Below are 20,560 nucleotides of genomic sequence, written 5' to 3' on the forward strand. Positions count from 1 at the left end.
GCATGCTGCTTGAACAGTCGCCCACCACCGGCGACGAGGTCATCACCAACTACACGATCAACTTCGGTCCCCAGCACCCGGCGGCCCACGGCGTTCTGCGCATGGTCATGGAGCTGGACGGAGAGATCATCGAGCGGATCGATCCGCACGTCGGCCTGCTCCATCGCGGCACTGAGAAGCTGATCGAGCACAAGACCTACCTCCAGGCGCTGCCGTACTTCGACCGCCTGGACTACTGCTCGCCGCTCGGCATGGAGCACTCCTATGTGCTCGCGATCGAGAAGCTGCTGAACCTTGAGGTTCCGCTGCGCGCCCAGTACCTTCGCGTGCTGTTCGCCGAGCTGACCCGCATCTGCAACCACATGATGAACATGGGTTCGCACATCATGGACATCGGCGCGATGACGCCGAACCTGTGGCTGTTCGAAATCCGCGAGGATTGCCTCAACTTCTTCGAGCGCGCCTCGGGCGCCCGCATGCACTCGGCCTGGTTCCGTCCCGGCGGCGTGCATCAGGACGTGCCGCTCAAGCTGCTGACCGACATCGCCGACTGGCTCGACACGCGCCTGCCGGAACTGTTCGAGGATGCACTGAGCCTCGTCGCCGACAACCGCATCTTCAAGCAGCGCAACGTCGATATCGCCACGGTATCGAAGGAAGACGCGCTGGCATGGGGCTTCTCCGGCCCGATGATCCGCGGTTCGGGCATCGCCTGGGATATCCGCAAGGCGCAGCCCTACGACGTCTATGACCGCATGGACTTCGAGGTTCCCGTCGGCACCAGCGGCGACTGCTACGACCGCTTCATGTGCCGCGCTGAGGAAGTGCGCCAGTCGGCCCGCATCATGAAGCAGTGCCTGCGCGAGATGCCCGAAGGTCCGGTGGCCTCCACCGACCGCAAGGTGGTTCCGCCCAAGCGCGCCGAGATGAAGAGCTCGATGGAATCGCTGATCCATCACTTCAAGCTCTACACCGAAGGCTTCCACGTCCCGGCGGGCGAAGTCTACGTCGCGACCGAAAGCCCAAAGGGTGAATTCGGCGTCTATCTCGTCTCGGACGGCTCCAACAAGCCTTACCGCTGCAAGATCCGCCCGACCGCGTTCAGTCACCTGCAAGCGATGGACTTCATGTCCAAGGGTCACATGCTGCCTGACGCCACGGCGATCCTGGGCGCCATGGATATCGTGTTCGGGGAGTGCGACCGTTGAGCAACCTGGACACCGCAAAGGCCATGATCGCGGCCTACAACGCGCAGGACGTGGACACGTACGTTTCGTACATGACCGATGATGCCTGCGAAGCGAACTATCGTGGCGCCGTAGTGCGCGAAGGCAAGGAAGGCACCCGCTCGGGCCTCGCCGCCGCTTTCGCCAAGTGGCCGCAGAACAAGGCCGAGATCGTCGAAGCCTCGCAGATCGGCGCTTACGTGCTGATGCGCGAGCACGTGACGCGCGGCCCTGCGAGCGACGGTTCGGAACTCGTGGACCCGTTCGACGTGATCGCGGTCTACAGCTTCGAAGGCGACAAGTGTTCGCGCGTCGAATTCATTCGTTGATGATCGCAAAGGGGTGGGACCTGTGACGAAGTTCAACACTGTAGAAATGATCCGCATCTGGGCGACCCTCACGGGTCTGTTCCTCGTCGGGCTCTACTTCGTCGTTCTTTGGCTCGGGATCGCTCCCTCGCCGATGATCGCCATGCTGGCGACTGCCATCGGCGGCTTCGAGATTTTCTTTTTCGGCCAGGATCAGTGGCTGAAGCGCAGAGGTAAGCATGGCTGACCGCTATATCGAACCCGATACGCCCGAATTGCGGGCCCGTTGGGGTAATTTTGCCTGGACCGAGGCGAACGCCGCCAAGGCCAAGGACATCGTCGCGCGCTATCCCGAAGGGCGTCAGCGCTCGGCGGTGATGCCGCTGCTCGACCTTGCCCAGCGCCAGGTCGGCGCCGAAGAGAACACGCAGGGCTGGCTGCCGATCCCGGTGATGGAATATGTCGCGGCTGAGCTCGACATGCCGATCATCCGCGTGGTCGAGGTCGCCTCGTTTTACACGATGTACAACATCGCGCCGATCGGCCGCTTCCACGTGCAGGTCTGCGGCACCACCCCGTGCATGCTGCGCGGTTCGGACGATCTGCTGGCGACCTGCAAGTCGCGCGGCATGAAGAAGGGCCACATCTCGGCAGACGGCCTCTGGTCGTTCACCGAAGTCGAGTGCATGGGCAACTGCGCCTCGGCCCCGATGGTCCAGATCAACGACGACAACTACGAGGACCTGACCTCGGACCGCCTGAACGCCGTGCTCGACGCACTGGCGCGCGGCGAGACGCCGAAGGCGGGCACGCAGGACCCGGCCCGTCACACCGTGGAACCGGTGGGTGAGCCGACCAACCTCGTCGCCATGATGACCGAAAACCATGACTATCGGAGCGAGTGGTAATGGCTCTCCTCGATAAGGATCGCATCTTCACCAACCTCTACGGCTTCCAGCCGTGGAACCTGAAGGAAGCGCAGGCGCGCGGCGCCTGGGACAACACCAAGGACCTGATCGCGCGCGGACGTGACGCCATCATCGACGAGATGAAGGCATCGGGTCTGCGCGGTCGCGGCGGTGCGGGCTTCCCCACCGGCATGAAGTGGTCCTTCATGCCCAAGCAGCCGCCGCTCGACCAGAACGGCAACCCCAAGCCCAGCTTCCTGGTCATCAACGCGGACGAATCCGAACCGGGTTCGTGCAAGGACCGCGAGATCATGCGCCACGATCCGCACCTGCTGTTCGAAGGCGCTCTGGTGGCCGGTTTCGCGATGGGTGCGCGGGCAGCCTACATCTACATCCGCGGCGAATACATCCGCGAGGCCGAAGTGCTCTTCGCCGCGCGTGAGGAAGCCTATGCGGCGGGCCTGCTGGGCAAGAACGCGGCGGGTTCGGGCTACGACTTCGACGTCTTCGTCCATCGCGGTGCCGGCGCCTACATCTGCGGCGAAGAAACCGCGATGATCGAAAGCCTCGAAGGCAAGAAGGGCCAGCCCCGCCTGAAGCCGCCGTTCCCGGCCGGCGCGGGCCTCTACGGCTGCCCGACCACGGTGAACAACGTGGAATCGATCGCGGTGGCTCCGACCATCCTGCGTCGCGGCGCCTCGTGGTTCTCTTCCTTCGGGCGCGAGAACAACAAGGGCACCAAGCTCTTCCAGATCAGCGGGCACGTGAACCGTCCCTGCGTGGTCGAGGAAGAGATGTCGATCCCGTTCAGCGAACTGATCGAGCGTCACTGCGGTGGTATTCGCGGCGGCCGCGACAACCTGCTGGCGGTGATCCCCGGCGGTTCGTCGGTGCCGCTGGTGCCCTCGGCCGACATCTGGGACGCGCCGATGGACTTCGACGGCCTCAAGGCGGTCGGCTCGGGCCTCGGCACCGCCGCCGTCATCGTCATGGACAAATCCACGGACATCGTCCGCGCCATTTCGCGCCTCTCGTACTTCTACAAGCATGAGAGCTGCGGCCAGTGCACGCCGTGCCGTGAAGGCACCGGCTGGATGTGGCGCGTGATGGAACGCCTGCGCACCGGCGACGCGCATGTCGAGGAAATCGACATGCTCCAGCAGGTCACCAAGCAGGTCGAAGGCCACACCATCTGCGCGCTCGGCGACGCAGCCGCGTGGCCGATCCAGGGCCTCATCAAGCACTTCCGTCCCGAGATCGAGCGCCGTATCGAAGCGCGCCACGGCTCGCTGCAAGAGGCTGCAGAATAATGCCTAAGGTAAAAGTAGACGGCGTCGAGATCGACGTTCCTGCAGGCGCCACCGTGCTGCAGGCCGCCGAACTCGCCGGCAAGGAAATCCCGCGCTTCTGCTATCACGAGCGCCTGAGCATCGCCGGCAACTGCCGCATGTGCCTGGTCGAAGTGAAGCCCGGACCGCCCAAGCCGCAGGCAAGCTGCGCGCTTCCCGCCACCGAAGGCCAGGAGATCCGCACGGACTCCGAAATGGTCAAGAAGGCGCGGGAAGGGGTGATGGAATTCCTTCTCATCAACCACCCGCTCGACTGCCCGATCTGCGATCAGGGCGGCGAGTGCGACCTGCAGGACCAGTCGGTCGCCTACGGTCGCGGCGGTTCGCGGTATCACGAGCACAAGCGCGCGGTGACCGAGAAGTACATGGGCCCGCTCATCAAGACCACGATGACGCGCTGCATCCACTGCACCCGCTGCGTGCGCTTCTCGGAAGAGATCGCCGGCGTGGACGAGATCGGCGCGCTCTATCGCGGCGAGACGATGCAGATCACCACGTATCTGGAGGAGGCCGCGCATCACGAGATGTCGGCCAACGTGATCGACCTCTGCCCGGTCGGCGCGCTCACCAGCCGTCCTTATGCGTTCGAAGCGCGTCCGTGGGAGCTGAAGAAGACGCTCTCGATCGACGTTTCGGACGCGACCGGCGCCAACATCCGCATCGACGCGCGCGGCCGCGAAGTGCTCCGCGCACTTCCGCGCAACAACGACGACGTGAACGAGGAATGGCTGAGCGACAAGGCGCGCTTCCAGGTCGACGGCCTGACCAAGCGCCGCCTCGACAAGCCGTTCCTGCGCCGTGACGGCAAGCTGGTCCAGGCCACCTGGAACGAGGCTTTCGCCGCGCTGTCGACCCTGAACCCCGGCGCCTCGATCGCGGCTGTCGCGGGCGACATGGTCGATTGCGAGACGATGTTCGCCGCCAAGGCGCTCGTCGGTGCGCTCGGCTCGACCCTCCTCGAAGGTCGCCAGACCGGCATGGACTACGATACGTCGAGCCTGGCCGCCGTCAACTTCAACACCACCTTCAACGACATCGAGACGGCCGATGCCATCCTGATCGTCGGCTCGATGGTTCGCTGGGAAGCGCCGACGGTCAACGTCCGTCTGCGCAAGGCCGTGAAGCGCGGCGCCAAGGTGTTCCTGATCGGTCCCGAGTGGGAAACCACCTTCGGCGGCGAGTTCCTCGGCGAAGACCTCTCGCTGATCGGCAACCTGCCGGGCCACGTCGCGGAGGCGCTTTCGGGCGCCAAGCGCCCGGCGGTGATCCTGGGCGGCGCGGCTCTCGGCCGTGGCGGTCTGGAAGCCGGCCTTGCTCTTGCAGGCCAGTTCAACCTTGTCCGCACTCTGGAAGACGGCACCGCCTGGAACGGCTTCAACGTCCTGCACATGGCCGCTTCGCGCATGGGCGGCCTGATGCTGGGCTACGCGCAGAAGGGCGGCATCGCCGACCTCGCCGCCGCCAAGCCCAAGGTGCTGATCTCGCTCGGCGCCGACGAAGTGGACTACACCAGGTTCGCAGACTCGATGATCGTCTACATCGGTCACCACGGTGACAAGGCGGCGCACGCTGCCGACGTGATCCTGCCCGCCTCGGCCTACACGGAGAAGGCCGGCACTTACGTCAACACCGAAGGCCGCGTGCAGTTCGCCGACAAGGCCGTCTTCGCGCCCGGCGACGCGCGTGAGGACTGGACGATCCTGCGCGCACTGGCCGACGCCTTCGGCGTCTCGGTTGGCTTCGACAGCTTCGACCAGCTTCGCGCCGCCATGGTCGCCTCGGTCCCGGCGCTCGGCGTCGAGGGTCTGGCCGACTACGGCGCTGCGCTCCCGGCGGGTGGCGGTTCGGCTTCGGGCGCGATCGCCTATCCGATCAAGGACTTCTACATGACCAACCCGATCGCGCGCGCCAGCGCGACGATGCAGCGTTGCTCGGCCGAGCTGCTGCACGGTGAAGAGTTCGCGGAGGCCGCGGAATGACTTCGTTCTTCCAGTCCCTCGGGATGCCTTTCGAGGGGGCATGGCTGCTCTCGACGATCTGCGGCATCCTGCTGATCGCGCTGCCGCTGATGCTGGCCGTCGCGATGATCATCTACGTCGACCGCAAGATCTGGGCCGCCATGGCGCTGCGCCGTGGTCCCAACGTGGTCGGCCCGTTCGGTCTGCTGCAGTCCTTCGCGGATGGCCTGAAGGTCTTCCTGCAGGAAACCATCATCCCTTCGGCCGCGAACAAGGGCATCTTCCTGATCGCGCCGGTCGTGACCTTCACCGTGGCGCTGATGGCCTGGGCGGTGATCCCGTTCAATTCGAACGCGATCCTGGCCAACATCAACATCGGCCTGCTCTATGTCCTCGCGATCAGCTCGCTGGGCGTCTACGGCACGATCATGGCGGGCTGGGCTTCGAACTCGAAGTACCCGTTCTTCTCGGCGATGCGCGCTTCGGCGCAGATGATCTCCTACGAAGTCTCGATCGGCTTCATCCTGATCTGCGTCGTCCTGTGGGCGGGCACGTTCAACATGAACGGCATCGTCCTCGCGCAGAAGGGCCACGTCCTCGGCATCATCAACGGCTTCGTCGCGAACCCGCTGCTGTTCCCGATGTGGGTGATGTTCCTGGTGTCGAGCCTTGCGGAAACGCAGCGCGCGCCGTTCGATCTTACCGAAGCGGAATCCGAACTCGTCGCCGGTTACCAGACCGAATATTCGTCGATGGCCTTCGCCGCCTACTGGCTGGGTGAATATGCCAACGTGCTCCTGATGTGCGCGCTCAACGCGACGCTGTTCTGGGGTGGCTGGCTGCCGCCGCTCGATATCCCGGTTCTGTACCTGATCCCGGGCTTCGTGTGGTTCCTGCTCAAGATCTTCTTCTTCTTCTTCGTATTCAGCTGGGTCAAGGCGACGGTGCCCCGTTACCGTTACGACCAGCTGATGCGCCTGGGCTGGAAGGTCTTCCTCCCCGTTTCGCTCGCTTTCGTCGTGATCGTCAGCGGCTACCTCATGGCTACCGGACACTTCGCATGACCGTCGCATACCTCATCAAGAGCTTCACGCTCTGGGAGTTCGTGAAGGCGCACTGGCTGACCTTGAAGTATTTCTTCAAGCCCAAGGCGACGATCAACTACCCGTTCGAGAAGAACCCGCTTTCGCCCCGCTTCCGTGGTGAGCACGCCCTGCGCCGTTATCCCAACGGCGAGGAACGCTGCATCGCCTGCAAGCTGTGCGAAGCGATCTGTCCGGCGCAGGCGATCACCATCGAGGCGGCGCCCCGCGTCGACGGTTCGCGCCGCACCACGCGCTACGACATCGACATGACCAAGTGCATCTACTGCGGCTTCTGCCAGGAAGCCTGCCCGGTCGATGCCATCGTCGAAGGGCCGAACTTCGAATACGCGACCGAAACGCGCGAAGAACTGCTCTACGACAAGGCCAAGCTGCTGGCGAACGGGGACAAGTGGGAGCGTGCTATCGCCGCGAACCTTGAAGCCGACGCGCCGTACCGTTAACCGGCGCGCGCAAGGAAACGGGCTTCCCATGATCCATATTATCGCCTTCTACCTCTTCGCGGTGATGACGGTGGCCTCCGGCGCCATCACCATCCTCTCGCGCAACCCGGTGCATTCGGTGCTCTGGCTGATCCTGGCGTTCTTCAACGCCGCCGGCCTGATGGTGCTGACCGGCGCCGAGTTCATCGCGGCGCTGCTGGTCATCGTCTACGTCGGTGCGGTCGCGGTGCTGTTCCTGTTCGTCGTCATGATGCTCGACATCGACTTCGCCGAACTGCGCGCCGGTTTCGTCCGCTACTTCCCGTTCGGGGCGCTGGTGGCCATCGTGCTGCTGGCCGAGATCGTGCTGGGCATCGGTGCCTACCGCGCCGGTAACCTGGAACTGGGCACGCCGGATGGTACTGCTGCAACGGCTGCGGGTCTCTCGAACATCGAGGCGATCGGCGGACTGCTCTACAGCCGCTACCTGTTCCTGTTCGAGGCAGCGGGCGTCATCCTGCTCGTCGCCATGATCGGTGCCATCGTGCTGACCCATCGCCAGCGTAACGACACGCGCGGCCAGAAGATCAGCAAGCAGAACCAGCGCCGTCCGCAGGACGCGACGGTCAACGTCAAGCCTGAAATCGGCAAGGGGGTCTCGCTGTGATCGGCGTCGAACATTACGTGGTCGTGAGCTCGATCCTCTTCGTGCTCGGCGTCCTCGGCATCTTCATCAACCGCAAGAACATCATCGTCATCCTGATGTCGATCGAACTGATCCTGCTTGCGGTGAACATCAACCTCGTCGCGTTCAGCGCCTTCCTGCACGACCTGACTGGCCAGATCTTCGCCATGTTCGTGCTGACGGTGGCTGCGGGCGAGGCCGCAGTGGGGCTTGCTATCCTCGTGATCTACTTCCGTGGCCGCGGCACCATCGCCGTCGACGACGTCAACCGGATGAAGGGGTAAGTCCGTGTCGATCTACCTCATCGTCTTCCTGCCGCTGCTGGCGTCGATCCTTGCCGGGTTCGCGAACAAGTCGCTCGGCTTCGTCGTGCCCAAGGTGCTGACGACCGGCGCGCTGTTCATCGCCTGCGGCCTGTCCTGGCCGATCTTCATTGCCTTCCTGACCGGCAGCGCTGAAGCCAGCGTCTTCCCGGTCCTGAAGTGGGTGGCCTCGGGCACGATGACCTTCGACTGGGCGCTGCGCGTGGATACGCTCACCGCCGTCATGCTCGTGGTCATCACCTCGGTCTCGGCGCTCGTGCACCTCTATTCTTGGGGCTACATGAGCGAGGAGCCGGATCAGCCGCGCTTCTTCGCGTACCTCTCGCTGTTCACTTTCGCCATGCTCATGCTGGTGACGGCGGACAACCTGGTGCAGATGTTCTTCGGTTGGGAAGGCGTGGGCCTTGCCTCGTACCTCCTGATCGGCTTCTGGTTCCGCAAGCCTTCGGCCGGCGCCGCCGCGATCAAGGCCTTCGTGGTCAACCGCGTGGGCGACCTTGGCTTCATGCTCGGCATCTTCGGCACCTATCTGGTGTTCGGCACGGTCTCGATCCCCGAGATCCTGCACGCCGCGCCGACGATGGCCGGTTCCACCATCGGCTTCCTCGGCCACCGGTTCGACACCATGACGGTGCTGTGCCTGCTGCTGTTCGTGGGCGCGATGGGCAAGTCGGCGCAGCTTGGCCTGCACACCTGGCTTCCCGACGCGATGGAAGGCCCGACCCCGGTGTCGGCGCTGATCCACGCGGCCACCATGGTCACCGCGGGCGTCTTCATGGTCTGCCGTCTCTCGCCGATGTTCGAGCAGAGCGAGACCGCGATGCACGTCGTCGCCGTGATCGGTGCCTGCACCTGCTTCTTCGCCGCCACGATCGGCTGCACGCAGTGGGACATCAAGCGCGTCATCGCCTATTCGACCTGTTCGCAGCTGGGCTACATGTTCTTCGCGGCCGGTTCGGGCGCGTTCGGTGCGGCCATGTTCCACCTGTTCACGCACGCCTTCTTCAAGGCCCTGCTGTTCCTCTGCGCCGGTTCGGTCATCCACGCGATGCACCACGAGCAGGACATGCGTTTCTACGGCGGTCTGCGTAAGAAGATCCCGATCACCTTCTGGACGATGACGGCGGGTACGCTGGCCATCACCGGTGTCGGCATTGCCGGCGTGATCGGCTTCGCGGGCTTCTACTCGAAGGACGCGATCCTCGAAGCGGCCTTCGGTTCGGGCAGCCAGGTCGGCACGTTCGCCTTCTGGATGGGCATTTTCGCCGCGCTCATGACGAGCTTCTATTCGTGGCGCCTGGTCTTCCTGACCTTCTTCGGCAAGCCGCGCTGGAACCAGTCGGAGCACGTCCAGCACGCTGTGCATGACGCCCATGGCCACGGTCATGACGATCATGCCCACGACGCGCACGGTCACGATGACCACGCTCATGATGCGGCGCATGATGACCACGCCCACGCACCTGCCGAACTCGGCATGCGCGGTCCGGACTATGGCGACCATGGCGACGGCACGGGTGGCTATCACCCGCACGAAAGCCCGCTGGTGATGCTGCTGCCGCTGCTGATCCTGTCGGTCGGCGCTGTAGCTGCCGGTTTCGTCTTCAACCATGCCTTCGTCTCCGAAGGCGAGGGCGAGTTCTGGAAGGGCGCGCTGGTCTTCCACGAGCACCTGATCCACGCCATGCACGGCGTTCCGATGTGGGTGAAGTGGGCGCCGTTCACGGTCATGGCCATCGGCTTCGTCACCGCCTGGTACGGCTACATCAAGAACACCGCGTTCCCGAAGGCGGTCGCCGACCAACTCGGCCCGGTCCACACCTTCGTCTACCGCAAGTGGATGTTCGACGAGCTCTACAACACGATCTTCGTCAAGCCTGCCTTCTGGCTGGGCGGCGTGTTCTGGAAGGTGCTCGACATCGGCGTGATCGATCGCTTCGGTCCCGACGGTGCGGCGGCTGTCGTCGCCAGGGGTTCGACTTACGCGCAGAAAGTCCAATCGGGCTATCTCTACAGCTACGCTCTTGTCATGCTGCTGGGCCTTGTCGGCGCCATCAGCTGGGTGATCGCGGGATAAGATGATGACTGGTTTTCCGATCCTCAGCCTGATGCTGCTGGTGCCGCTCCTCGGCGCACTGGCATGCCTCTTCCTCGAAGCGAAAGCGGCGCGCACCGTCGCGCTGCTCGCAACCCTCGTCGATCTCGTCCTCGGCATCGCCCTGTGGATGAACTTCGACGTGGGCGGCGCCCAGTGGCAGTTCACCGAGCGCCTGAACATCTTCTCGGGCTTCTCTTACGCCCTCGGCATCGATGGCATCGCCCTGCTGCTCATCATGCTCTCGGTCTTCCTCATGCCGATCTGCATCGGCGCGAGCCGCTCGATCGAGAAGCGCGTGGGCGAATACATGGCCGCCTTCCTGCTCGTCGAAGTGTTCATGCTCGGCGTGTTCATGGCGCAGGACATGTACCTGTTCTACATGTTCTTCGAAGCCGGTCTGATCCCGATGTATCTCATCATCGGCATCTGGGGCGGTGCGGACCGCATCTACGCTTCGTACAAGTTCTTCCTCTACACGCTGCTCGGCTCGGTGCTGATGCTCGTCGCGATGCTGTGGATGGTCCACACGGCCGGGACCAGCGACATCCCGACGCTGATGGCCTACGACTTCGACCCGCATGTCCAGACCTGGCTGTGGCTCGCCTTCTTCGCCAGCTTCGCGGTGAAGATGCCGATGTGGCCGGTCCACACCTGGCTTCCCGCCGCGCACGTTCAGGCGCCGACGGGCGGCTCGGTCATCCTGGCGGGCGTGCTGCTGAAGATGGGCGGCTACGGCTTCATCCGCTTCTCGCTGCCGATGTTCCCCGAAGCCTCGGTCTATTTCGGACCTCTGGTGTGGGGCCTGTCGATGGCCGCCGTCGTCATCACCTCGCTGATTGCGCTGGTGCAGAGCGACATGAAGAAGCTGATCGCCTATTCGTCGGTCGCGCACATGGCGATCGTCACCATCGGCCTGTTCGCCTTCAACGTGCAGGGCCTCGAAGGCTCGATGCTGGTGATGCTCAGCCACGGTCTGGTCGCAGGCGCGCTGTTCCTGTGCGTCGGCGTCATCTATGATCGCCTGCACACCCGCGAGATCAGCCGTTACGGCGGCCTCGCGATCAACATGCCGCGTTACGCCGTGTTCTTTCTGCTGTTCACGATGGCCTCGATCGGCCTGCCGGGCACCAGCGGGTTCGTCGGCGAATTCCTGAGCCTCGGCGGCATCTATCAGGTCTCGACCTGGACGGCGCTGATCTGCACCACCGGCATCATCCTGGGCGCGGCCTACATGCTGTACCTCTACCGCCGGGTCGTGTTCGGCGAGCAGAAGAACGCCGATGCTGCCGCGATGCCCGACCTCGACGCCCGCGAACTGGCGATGGTCATCCCGCTCGCGCTCGCCGCGCTGTGGATGGGTGTGTATCCCGAGAGCTTCATCGCTCCGATGCGTGCCGACATCGCCGCGCTCGACGCGCGCCTCGCCCGTGCCAAGCCGGCCGGCGACAGCGCGCCTACACCTGGAAAAGCTAAGCCTGCGCACGAAGAAGCCGCTGCGCATGGGGGGTCACACTGATGGACTGGTCGCACTCCCTGCGCCTGATCGCGCCGGAAGAAACGCTGAGCATTGCAGGTCTGATCCTGCTTCTGATCGCCGCCTGGGGCGGTGACAAGGCAAGCCGCCTGATCTCGATCCTTGCCGTCACGGCGCTGGTCGGGGCCGCATTCCTCGTTGCCCCCGCGCTGTGCGGCGGGCACATGGGTCCGGACTACTCCGCGTTCTTCGGCCAGGTTCACGCCGATGCCTTCTCGGCCTTCGGCAAGATCCTGATCTACCTTTCGGCCGCCGCCACGCTCGTCGTCGCGCCTGCCTTCTTCGAGCGCCTCGGCGCGATGCGGGCCGAGTTCCCGATCCTCGTGATCTTCGCGGCGGTCGGCAGCGGCATGATGGTGTCGGCGGGCGATCTGCTGGCGCTGTACATCGGCCTCGAAATGAACTCGCTGGCCGCCTACGTGCTGGCCGCCTTCGTGCGGACCGACGGACGCTCGGCGGAAGCGGGCCTCAAGTACTTCGTGCTGGGCGCGCTGGCCTCGGGCATCCTGCTGTTCGGCATGAGCCTGACTTACGGCTTCACCGGCACCACCTCGTTTGCGGGCATCAACGCCGCGCTGGCCGGTGGCCTGTCCAACGGCGCGCTGTTCGGCATCGTGTTCATGCTGGCGGGGCTTGCCTTCAAGATCAGCGCCGTGCCGTTCCACATGTGGACGCCGGACGTCTACGAAGGCGCGCCGACCCCGGTGACGAAGTTCTTCGCCACTTCGGGCAAGGTCGCGGCCATCGGCCTGACCATGCGCGTGATGCTCGATGCCTTCGGCGACCAGTCGGACGCATGGCGCCAGATCATCGTCTTCGTGGCGCTCGCCTCGATCGTGGTTGGTGCGCTGGGTGCGATCGGTCAGAAGAACATCAAGCGCCTGATGGCCTATTCGTCGATCAACAACGTCGGCTTCATCCTCGTGGGCCTCGCTGCGGCGAACCCGCAGGGTGCTTCGGCGATGCTGTTCTACCTCGTGATCTATGTCGCGATGACCGTTGCGGGCTTCGTCACCGTGCTGATGCTGCGGGACGAGAACGGCGACAACGTCGAGGAAATCGGCCAGTACGCGGGCCTCTCGCGCACCCGTCCGGGTCTTGCCGCTGCGCTGGCATTCGTGATGTTCAGCCTTGCCGGTATCCCGCCGATGTTCGGCTTCTGGGGCAAGTTCCTGGTGTTCAAGGCTGCCGTCGATGCGAACATGATGCCGCTCGCGGCGATCGGCTTCGCGGCCTCGGTGATCGGCGCGTTCTACTACCTGAAGGTCGTCAAGGTGATCTACTTCGATGAGCCGGTCGATGCCATCAAGTGGAAGAGCGACGTGTGGCACAAGGCGATCCTGGTCGTGACCTGCCTGTTCATCTCGCCGCTGGGCTATCTGCTGAGCGGATGGCTGCAGGGCCTGACGGACACTGCCGCGACCGCGCTGTTCCACACGCTTTGATCGAAATCGTAGCAGAAACGGGGTCCACGAATCAGGATCTCGCGCAGCGGCTCTCCGGCGGTGAATACCTGCCAGAGGGCCGCTGGCTCGTTGCGGACCGGCAGAATGCGGGCAGGGGGCGTCTTGGCCGCGTCTGGGATGACGGTGCGGGCAATTTCATGGGCTCGACCGTGGTGCGCATCGCGCCGGGCGACCCGTCGCCTGCCACGCTGGCGCTGCTGACGGGCCTTGCGGTTCACGAGGCGCTGTCCCGCTTCGTCAGTTCCGGCTTGATGCTCAAGTGGCCGAACGACCTGCTGCTTCACGAAGCCAAGGTCGCGGGCATCCTGCTGGAGATGGTTTCGGGCGTGGTCATCGTCGGCATCGGTGTGAACCTCGTCCATGCGCCCGAAGTCCCGGGTCGCCGGACCGCTGCGCTGGGCGAGCTGGCCCCCAGCCGCGATATCTTCGCCGAGGCGCTGGCAGCCAGCTTCGACACCGAACTGCAGCGCTGGCGCTCGGTCGGCCTTGCCCCGCTGCTGCGTCGCTGGCAGAGTGCGGCACACCCGCAGGGAACCCCGCTTCGGGTGCTTCCGCCCGGTGAAGACGCGGTCGAAGGTGCGTTCGCGGGACTGGCGGAGGACGGAAACCTCCGCCTCGCCCTGCTTGACGGATCGATCCGGACGATCCACGCGGGTGACGTCCTGCTCGTATGAGGAACTGAAAGAGCATGCTGCTCGCTATCGACGCCGGCAATACCAATGTCGTCTTCGCGCTGCTGGAAGGTCGCACGATCAAGGGCCGCTGGCGCATCGCCACCGACCCGCGCCGCACGGGCGACGAATACGCCGTCTGGCTGATGCAATTGCTCGCCATTCGCGGCGTGAAGGCGCAGGAAGTCACGCAGATCGTGATTTCCACCGTCGTGCCCCGAGCGCTGCACAATCTCGAGATACTGGCGCGCCATTACTTCGAGATCGAGCCGCTGATCGCCGGGCAGGGCAAGGCCGAGTACGGCATCGACATTGACGTGGAACAGCCCAGTTCGCTCGGCGCCGACCGGGCGGTGAACGCCATCGCCGCGCACGACAAGCATGCGGGCGACCTCATCGTCGTCGATTTCGGCACCGCGACCACCTTCGACGTGATAGACTTCAACGGAGCCTACAAGGGCGGCATCATCGCGCCGGGCATCAACCTCTCGCTCGACGCGCTGGTTGGCAATACGGCGAAGCTGCCGCGCATCGCCATCGCGGCGCCCAAGAGCACCAGCGTCGTCGGCCGCAACACCGAGGACCAGATGCTGATCGGCGTCTTCTGGGGCTACGTCGCGATGATGGAGGGCCTGATCGCCCGCATCCGTGCCGAGATCGGCCGTACCGCCAAGGTCATCGCCACGGGCGGCCTCGCCGTCCTGTTCGACGAGGCCACCAATATCTTCGACGCGGTCGACGCCGATCTCACGATCGACGGCCTCGCCATCATTGCCGAAAGGGCAGCTTCTAAGTGATTCCCGGTAAGGAACTTCTATTTTGTGCGCTCGGCGGTTCGGGCGAAATCGGCATGAACGTCAATCTCTATGGCTGTCAGGGCAAGTGGCTGATGGTCGATCTGGGGATGACGTTCTCCGGTAACGAATACCCCGGCGTCGACCTGGTCTTCGCCGACCTCGAATTCATCGAGAACGAGCGCGAGAACCTGCTCGGCATCGTCCTGACTCACGCGCATGAGGACCACATCGGCGCGGTCCCGTACTTCGCCGAGGAACTGGGCGTGCCGCTCTATGCGACGCCGTTCACCGCCAAGCTGGTCGCCGCCAAGCTGGAAGAGGCGGGCATCCTCGACCGGGTCGAACTCAACGTGGTCGATGACCTGGAGAACTTCCAGATCGGCCCGTTCGGCATCCGCTACGTCCCGCTGGCGCACTCGATTGCCGAAGGCAACGCGCTGCTGATCGAGACGCCGTATGGCCGTATCTTCCACACCGGCGACTGGAAGCTCGACGACGAGCCGCAAGTCGGCACCCCGGCGACGCAGGCTGAACTGACCGCCATCGGTGACGAAGGTGTGCTCGCGCTGGTCTGCGATTCCACCAACGTTTTCAATCCGGAAGCGTCGGGTTCGGAGGGTGACGTCTACCGGGGCCTGCTGGCCGAAGTGAAGAAGCACAAGGGCCGCCGCGTGCTGGTGACGACTTTCGCCTCCAACGTCGCGCGCCTGCAGACGCTGGGCGATGTGGCGAAGAAGACCGGCCGTCAGCTGTGCGTGGCGGGCCGCTCGCTCGACCGCATCATCCAGACCGGCCAGTCCTGCGGTTATCTCAAGGACTTGCCTGACCTCGTCGATCCCGACACCGCGATGGACTTGCCGCGCGGCGACGTGCTGATCGTCGCCACCGGCGGTCAGGGCGAACCGCGCGCGGCACTCGCCCGCGTGGCCGAGGGCAATCACCCGATCAAGCTCGACAAGGGCGACGTCGTGCTGTTCTCCAGCCGCCAGATTCCCGGCAACGAGATCCAGATCGGCCGCATCCAGAACCGTCTGGCCGAGCAGGGCGTCATCGTCGTCACCGATCGTCAGAGCGAAATCCATGTGTCGGGCCACCCCGGCCGCCCGGAGCTGGAAGCGCTCTATTCGTGGATTCGGCCGCAGATCCTGCTGCCGGTGCACGGCGAAATCCGCCACATGAAGGAACAAGCACGTCTCGGCGTCGCCAGCGGCATTCCCAAGGCGATTTTCCAGAAGAACGGCGATCTCGTGCGCCTCGCGCCCAACCACCCGGGCAAGTTCGGCGAAGTGCGCGCGGGCCGTCTGGTGCTCGACGGCGACATCATCGCGCCCGCTGACGGCGAGGCGATCATCATGCGCCGCCGCATCGCCTTCAACGGCGTCATTTCAGTGGCAGCGGATCGCAAGGGCAGGGTCGAAATCTCGGCGCTGGGCCTGCCGCTCGACGAGGACTACGCTGGGTTCGTCGAGGAAGCCAGGCGCGACGTTGCTGAGGCGTTGAAGCGCGCGGGCAAGGCGGATCGCGATACGCGCTCCGAAGCCGCGCGCCTTGCCGCTCGCCGCGCTGCGACGCGCTGGTCGGGCAAGAAGCCGCAAGTGCAGGTGCTGTTGCTGGAGGATTGATGCGATGGCGATGAACTGGACCTCGATGATCGCGATCTACGCCCTGTTCTGGGTGCTCAGCGCGTTCATCGTCCTCCCGGTCGGCCTGCGCACGCCGGACGAAGTGGAGGGCCATGTCATCGAGAAGGGCCACGCCACCAGCGCGCCGGTGAACTTCCGCCCAAAGCTGGTCGCGCGCCGGGCGACCATCGTGGCGGTGGTGCTTTTCGGGCTCTACTACGCCAATTACGCGAACGGGTGGATCACCGTGGACGACGTCAACCTGTTCGGGACGCCGCCGGTCAAGGATCTCGGCTACTGAGCTTTGGCTTTGGCGCCGTTCCGCGCTAGAGGCACGCCATGGAACCACTGGATACCAGCGCGCCGCGCCTGCGCGTGGCGGCGCTTTACTGCTTTACCCGTTTTGACGACCCGGCGGCGCTGAGAGCGCCGCTTGAGGCGCTGTGCCATGAGCACCGCATTCGCGGCACGCTGCTGCTGGCGGGTGAGGGGATCAACGGGACCATCGCCGGGACCGACGCGGGGATCGATGCGATCGTGGCGCATGTGCGTGGGCTGCCGGGCTGCGAGGGCGTGGACGTCAAGTTCTCCGACGCGCCGCACATGCCGTTCCACCGCATGAAAGTGCGCCTCAAGCGTGAGATCGTGACGATGGGCCAGCCCGACATCGACCCGCTGGCGATCGTGGGCACGTATGTCGAGCCGCAGGACTGGAACGCGCTGATTGCCGATCCGGATACGATCGTGATCGATACCCGCAACGACTATGAGGTAGCGGTGGGTACGTTCGCGCGGGCCATCGATCCGCACACGAAGACTTTCCGTGAGTTTCCAGAGTGGTTCCGTAGCGAGCGCGAGCGGCTGCTCGGGCAGGGCAAGGCGCCGAAAGTGGCGATGTTCTGCACCGGCGGCATTCGCTGCGAGAAGTCCACGGCCTTTCTCAAGCAGGAAGGCGTCGAGGACGTCTTTCACCTCAAGGGCGGCATCCTGAAGTATCTGGAGACCGTGCCGGAGGAGCAGAGCCTGTGGGAAGGCGAGTGCTTCGTTTTCGACCAGCGGGTGACCATCGGCCATGGGCTGGCACCGGGCAGCTATGAACTATGCCATGCCTGCCGCCGCCCGATCAGCGCCGAAGACCGGGCTTCGGAATTTTATGAGATTGGCGTCAGTTGCCCGGCCTGTCACGGTGAGCGTACCGAGGAACAGCGCGCCGCCTACCGCGAACGCGAACGGCAGGAAAAGCTCGCTGCCCGGCGGGGTGAGGCTCATGTCGGGGCGGTATATCGGGGCGAATAAGGCCGCGAAGAGGGCTGAGGTATCTGCCGCAACGTCCTAATATTGTGTCATTGCGAGCATGGTGAAACAATGCCGGGGCGGTTCAGCGCGGCCCTGGATTGTTTCACCATGCTTGCAATGACGAAAGGTCGGTCAGCCCAACCTCACCCGCGCAGGCGCTCGATGCCCTGTGCCAGCGCGACGTAGAGCTTGCCCATGTCCGACGACAGCAGGGTGACGCCAAGGGCGTTTCCGTCTCTGGTCGAGAGCACCTGCCGCAGTATCGATTCGAAATCGTGGATGTAGCGGCTGACGTTGGCCCGGAAGGCGTCGTCACGCTCGAAGACCTGCTGGACGGCCTTGGCCTCGCCGGCGTCGAGCAGGCTTACTGCCCGGCGGGTGAATATGCCCCGGTCGCCACGCAAGTATGCGGCCCAGGCACTGTCCGAGATGTCGCTCGACAGAACCGTGGCAATGTCGATGGCGTTTGAATTGAGCGATTCGGTGATGAACGCGGCGCGGCGGGCAAAGTCGTTGTCGACCTGCTCCGTTGCCTGTTCGCGTGCCTGCGTGACCCGGCCTTCGAGATTGCCGACGAGGTCATCCACCTTGGCGATCTGTTCGCGTAGCTGCGTGGCGGCTTCGCGGGTGACGCCCGAGGCATGAGCCACGGCCTGCTCGAGCTGGCCGGAAATCTCCGAAACCTTGCCGCGCATGGCCTTTTCGATAGCGGCGGCGCTTTCGTCGCCGAGGGTTTCGGCGATGCGCACGATGCGTTCGGCGCTGTCTTCCTCGATCGCGGACACCGTCTCGTCGAGGGTGGTGCCGAGCGCGGCGAGGGCGCCGACCAGGGCGCCTCCCGCCTTGTCGGCGGCCGTCTGTGTGGCCGCGTCGATCTCGCCGAGCGTGTCCTGCAGGCGCCCGAACAAGGCGACGTGATCGGCGCCGCGTGCGGAAATCTGCGCCTGTGCCTGCGAAAGTCCACCGATGAGCGCGTCGAGATCGCGACCGGATACACCGATTTCGGCTGCGACATCCTCGCCGCCCTGTGCCGCTTCGCGCAGCTGCGCAAGCACGCTGCCGAGCCCTTCCTGAATACGCCGCAGGCGGTCTTCCGAAACCGCCAGCGCTTCGGGAAGGGCGCTGCCGGTCTGGCGGGCGCTCGCCTGGATGAGTTCGAGCAGGCGCACGCTGTCTTCGGTGAGCTTCTCCACCTCATCGTCGGTGACCGCGAGCGTGGCGCGCGCGGCAGTGAGGCGGTCGGTGAGCGCCGTGAGGCTGATGGACAAGCGATCTTCCGCTTCGCCGGTTTGCGCGGCGATGGTTTCGAGGCGGGCCTCGAAACGGCCGAGTTCGCCGGTGACCGCAGCCGCGCGTTCGGCAAGGGCAGCGGCCTGGATACGGTGCCGTTCGAGCCGCTCGGCGATCGAGGCGTCGAGTTCACCCAGCATGTGGTCGATGCGGGCGATCGCGTGCCGCTCCTGCTCGACCTGGCGCGACTGGCGTTCCTCGGCTTCCATGGCGAGGTGTTCGGCACGAAGGCCGATCGATTCGTCGATCTGGCAGGCTTCGCCGGCGATCGCCGCCAGACGGCTGGCCAGCGCATCGACAGCGGTTTGCTGAGCCTCCATGATGGCGACGCCGGTGGCGGCCTGTTCTTCCGACAGGTTGGAAAGCGACGTACGCAGGTGCTCGGTCGCACGTTCCTCGGCCTGGCGCAGCGCGCGAGAGACAACGTCGCTCTCGTCGCGCAGGGCACCGAGGCGGGCGCGCAGCGAGGTGAGGCTTTCGGCTTCCTGACGGTCGAGCTGGCGACGCCCTTCGTCGATTTCGTCGGTCAGCGTCTTGGCGCGGACGCGAATCGCGGCGAGGGCATCGACCTCGTGCTTGTCCAGTCGGGTGCGGAATTCCTCTCCGCGTTCGTCGAGGGCCAAGAAACGCGCGGTGACGGCCTGTTCGAGCTGTTCGCTGCGGGCGCTGAAGCCGTCGAGCGTCTCGTTGACCTGATCGCGCAACATCGAAACCTGCCGGGTGCTGGCGGAACCGAACTCGTTGAGCCGGTTGAAGCCGTTGATCATGTCCTCAAGCTGGGCATGGGCGGTGCGACCGGCATTGGCGATGGTGTTGGTGACGTCCTTCGCCGAACTGGCGATGACGGGCAACTGGCCGCGCAGCTTCTCCATGTTGTCGAGCGCGGCGGTGCTGACCGAACTGATCGAATCGACCCGCGCGCCGTTGTCGCGCACGAGTTCCTGCAGGCGTTCGGCATTCTGGGAAAGACGTTCCGCTGCGAGGCGGCCCAGCGTTTCGAGATCGCGCGCTTGTGCGGCGACGAATTCGCGTGCGAGACTCAACTCACGGTTCACCGTGGTGAGGCGGCGTTCGAGCAGGGCGGATTCGGCCGAGAGCGTTTGCGCGATATGCCCGAAGCGCCGTGCCTCCCGTGTGCTGCGGCGCATCGCGATCAACCAGACGACGCCGACCAGCAGCACGGGCACACACCATTGCATGACGAGCGCGGGAACCGCGGCGAGCGTCAGGCCGGTTTTCATTGCGGGCACTTGCGCGAACAGGAACAGGCCGCTCCATGCGACGACCGCCGCCCCGGCAACGGCGGGCGCGATCCATTCGCGCCCGGAAGAGGGCGTGAAGGATTCGCCGGCGTCATCTGCCGCCACCCAGGCGTCGTCCCAGGTTTCGGAGGTGTCCGACTCCGTCGCCGATTCCACGGCGGTTTCCGACATCTGGGTGTCCGACGGCTCGCCGGTGCCCGCGCCGAACGCGATGATCCTGTTTTCCCCAACCATCCAGCCAG

The 20,560-nt window shown here is 64.8% G+C and carries 19 protein-coding genes; 18 read left to right on the plus strand and 1 reads right to left on the minus strand.

The window, feature by feature from the left end:
* Window positions 1-2: 2 nt before the first annotated feature.
* From HWN72_RS06560 to HWN72_RS06645, 18 genes are read left to right on the plus strand one after another with little or no spacing between them, the layout of a single operon-like run.
* The gene (locus tag HWN72_RS06560) at window positions 3-1,208 is read left to right on the plus strand and encodes an NADH-quinone oxidoreductase subunit D (protein ID WP_036522905.1); all 1,206 of its coding nucleotides are present in this window, start codon (window positions 3-5) and stop codon (window positions 1,206-1,208) included.
* On the plus strand, window positions 1,205-1,555 hold the full coding sequence (locus HWN72_RS06565; RefSeq protein WP_036522908.1) for a nuclear transport factor 2 family protein: 351 nt from the start codon (window positions 1,205-1,207) through the stop codon (window positions 1,553-1,555). The genes HWN72_RS06560 and HWN72_RS06565 overlap by 4 nt, the downstream gene beginning before the upstream one ends.
* A gap of 22 nt (window positions 1,556-1,577) precedes the next feature.
* Window positions 1,578-1,781 carry a hypothetical protein gene (locus tag HWN72_RS06570; protein ID WP_008833059.1) on the plus strand — a complete coding sequence of 68 codons (204 nt, stop codon included), beginning with the start codon at window positions 1,578-1,580 and terminating at the stop codon, window positions 1,779-1,781.
* The gene (locus HWN72_RS06575) at window positions 1,774-2,442 is read left to right on the plus strand and encodes an NAD(P)H-dependent oxidoreductase subunit E (protein WP_036522910.1); all 669 of its coding nucleotides are present in this window, start codon (window positions 1,774-1,776) and stop codon (window positions 2,440-2,442) included. The genes HWN72_RS06570 and HWN72_RS06575 overlap by 8 nt, the downstream gene beginning before the upstream one ends.
* On the plus strand, window positions 2,442-3,752 hold the full coding sequence (gene nuoF, locus HWN72_RS06580; RefSeq protein WP_036522913.1) for an NADH-quinone oxidoreductase subunit NuoF: 1,311 nt from the start codon (window positions 2,442-2,444) through the stop codon (window positions 3,750-3,752). The genes HWN72_RS06575 and nuoF overlap by 1 nt, the downstream gene beginning before the upstream one ends.
* Window positions 3,752-5,770, plus strand: coding sequence for an NADH-quinone oxidoreductase subunit NuoG (gene nuoG / locus HWN72_RS06585; RefSeq protein WP_211149985.1), 2,019 nt, complete (start codon window positions 3,752-3,754; stop codon window positions 5,768-5,770). Before nuoF ends, nuoG begins: the two co-directional genes overlap by 1 nt.
* Window positions 5,767-6,813 (plus strand): NADH-quinone oxidoreductase subunit NuoH, encoded by a 1,047-nt coding sequence (nuoH, locus tag HWN72_RS06590; protein ID WP_008833055.1) that lies wholly within the window; start codon window positions 5,767-5,769, stop codon window positions 6,811-6,813. Before nuoG ends, nuoH begins: the two co-directional genes overlap by 4 nt.
* Window positions 6,810-7,295, plus strand: a complete 486-nt coding sequence (gene nuoI, locus HWN72_RS06595; protein ID WP_008833054.1) for an NADH-quinone oxidoreductase subunit NuoI — start codon at window positions 6,810-6,812, stop codon at window positions 7,293-7,295. The genes nuoH and nuoI overlap by 4 nt, the downstream gene beginning before the upstream one ends.
* A 28-nt stretch (window positions 7,296-7,323) precedes the next feature.
* The gene (locus HWN72_RS06600; protein ID WP_008833053.1) at window positions 7,324-7,941 is read left to right on the plus strand and encodes an NADH-quinone oxidoreductase subunit J; all 618 of its coding nucleotides are present in this window, start codon (window positions 7,324-7,326) and stop codon (window positions 7,939-7,941) included.
* Window positions 7,938-8,243: an NADH-quinone oxidoreductase subunit NuoK gene (gene nuoK / locus HWN72_RS06605; protein ID WP_008833052.1), complete on the plus strand. Its 306-nt coding sequence runs from the start codon at window positions 7,938-7,940 to the stop codon at window positions 8,241-8,243. The genes HWN72_RS06600 and nuoK overlap by 4 nt, the downstream gene beginning before the upstream one ends.
* A 4-nt stretch (window positions 8,244-8,247) precedes the next feature.
* Window positions 8,248-10,359 (plus strand): NADH-quinone oxidoreductase subunit L, encoded by a 2,112-nt coding sequence (nuoL, locus tag HWN72_RS06610; protein ID WP_069707691.1) that lies wholly within the window; start codon window positions 8,248-8,250, stop codon window positions 10,357-10,359.
* Between the two features lie 4 nt (window positions 10,360-10,363).
* Window positions 10,364-11,896 carry an NADH-quinone oxidoreductase subunit M gene (locus HWN72_RS06615; RefSeq protein ID WP_036523402.1) on the plus strand — a complete coding sequence of 511 codons (1,533 nt, stop codon included), beginning with the start codon at window positions 10,364-10,366 and terminating at the stop codon, window positions 11,894-11,896.
* Window positions 11,896-13,359 carry an NADH-quinone oxidoreductase subunit NuoN gene (gene nuoN / locus HWN72_RS06620; protein ID WP_036522929.1) on the plus strand — a complete coding sequence of 488 codons (1,464 nt, stop codon included), beginning with the start codon at window positions 11,896-11,898 and terminating at the stop codon, window positions 13,357-13,359. Before HWN72_RS06615 ends, nuoN begins: the two co-directional genes overlap by 1 nt.
* A complete protein-coding gene (locus HWN72_RS06625; protein ID WP_036522932.1) occupies window positions 13,356-14,054 on the plus strand; it encodes a biotin--[acetyl-CoA-carboxylase] ligase in 699 nt (232 codons plus the stop codon). The genes nuoN and HWN72_RS06625 overlap by 4 nt, the downstream gene beginning before the upstream one ends.
* Before the next feature lie 14 nt (window positions 14,055-14,068).
* A complete protein-coding gene (locus HWN72_RS06630) occupies window positions 14,069-14,848 on the plus strand; it encodes a type III pantothenate kinase (protein WP_036522935.1) in 780 nt (259 codons plus the stop codon).
* Window positions 14,845-16,470 carry a ribonuclease J gene (locus HWN72_RS06635; protein WP_036522938.1) on the plus strand — a complete coding sequence of 542 codons (1,626 nt, stop codon included), beginning with the start codon at window positions 14,845-14,847 and terminating at the stop codon, window positions 16,468-16,470. Before HWN72_RS06630 ends, HWN72_RS06635 begins: the two co-directional genes overlap by 4 nt.
* 10 nt (window positions 16,471-16,480) lie before the next feature.
* The gene (locus HWN72_RS06640; protein WP_036523404.1) at window positions 16,481-16,771 is read left to right on the plus strand and encodes a DUF1467 family protein; all 291 of its coding nucleotides are present in this window, start codon (window positions 16,481-16,483) and stop codon (window positions 16,769-16,771) included.
* A gap of 38 nt (window positions 16,772-16,809) precedes the next feature.
* Complete coding sequence (locus tag HWN72_RS06645; protein WP_036522942.1) at window positions 16,810-17,766, plus strand: rhodanese-related sulfurtransferase; 957 nt, start codon at window positions 16,810-16,812, stop codon at window positions 17,764-17,766.
* A gap of 143 nt (window positions 17,767-17,909) precedes the next feature.
* Here HWN72_RS06645 and HWN72_RS06650 read toward each other — a convergent pair whose 3' ends face one another.
* The gene (locus HWN72_RS06650; RefSeq protein ID WP_036522945.1) at window positions 17,910-20,552 is read right to left on the minus strand and encodes a hypothetical protein; all 2,643 of its coding nucleotides are present in this window, start codon (window positions 20,550-20,552) and stop codon (window positions 17,910-17,912) included.
* Window positions 20,553-20,560 lie beyond the last annotated feature (8 nt).

Origin of the sequence: Novosphingobium sp. HR1a (assembly GCF_015594425.1) — a bacterium.
Taxonomy (GTDB): Bacteria; Pseudomonadota; Alphaproteobacteria; order Sphingomonadales; family Sphingomonadaceae; genus Novosphingobium; species Novosphingobium resinovorum_A.

Excerpts from the sequence above, each read along its gene's own strand:
- HWN72_RS06615 (WP_036523402.1), top strand. The coding sequence starts at position 10,364 with ATGACTGGTTTTCCGATCCTCAGCCTGATGCTGCTGGTGCCGCTCCTC.
- HWN72_RS06600 (WP_008833053.1), top strand. The coding sequence starts at position 7,324 with ATGATCCATATTATCGCCTTCTACCTCTTCGCGGTGATGACGGTGGCC.
- nuoH (WP_008833055.1), top strand. The coding sequence starts at position 5,767 with ATGACTTCGTTCTTCCAGTCCCTCGGGATGCCTTTCGAGGGGGCATGG.
- HWN72_RS06630 (WP_036522935.1), top strand. The coding sequence starts at position 14,069 with ATGCTGCTCGCTATCGACGCCGGCAATACCAATGTCGTCTTCGCGCTG.
- nuoG (WP_211149985.1), top strand. The coding sequence starts at position 3,752 with ATGCCTAAGGTAAAAGTAGACGGCGTCGAGATCGACGTTCCTGCAGGC.
- nuoF (WP_036522913.1), top strand. The coding sequence starts at position 2,442 with ATGGCTCTCCTCGATAAGGATCGCATCTTCACCAACCTCTACGGCTTC.
- HWN72_RS06640 (WP_036523404.1), top strand. The coding sequence starts at position 16,481 with ATGAACTGGACCTCGATGATCGCGATCTACGCCCTGTTCTGGGTGCTC.
- nuoI (WP_008833054.1), top strand. The coding sequence starts at position 6,810 with ATGACCGTCGCATACCTCATCAAGAGCTTCACGCTCTGGGAGTTCGTG.
- nuoN (WP_036522929.1), top strand. The coding sequence starts at position 11,896 with ATGGACTGGTCGCACTCCCTGCGCCTGATCGCGCCGGAAGAAACGCTG.
- HWN72_RS06645 (WP_036522942.1), top strand. The coding sequence starts at position 16,810 with ATGGAACCACTGGATACCAGCGCGCCGCGCCTGCGCGTGGCGGCGCTT.
- HWN72_RS06575 (WP_036522910.1), top strand. The coding sequence starts at position 1,774 with ATGGCTGACCGCTATATCGAACCCGATACGCCCGAATTGCGGGCCCGT.
- HWN72_RS06560 (WP_036522905.1), top strand. The coding sequence starts at position 3 with ATGCTGCTTGAACAGTCGCCCACCACCGGCGACGAGGTCATCACCAAC.
- HWN72_RS06650 (WP_036522945.1), bottom strand. The coding sequence starts at position 20,552 with ATGGTTGGGGAAAACAGGATCATCGCGTTCGGCGCGGGCACCGGCGAG.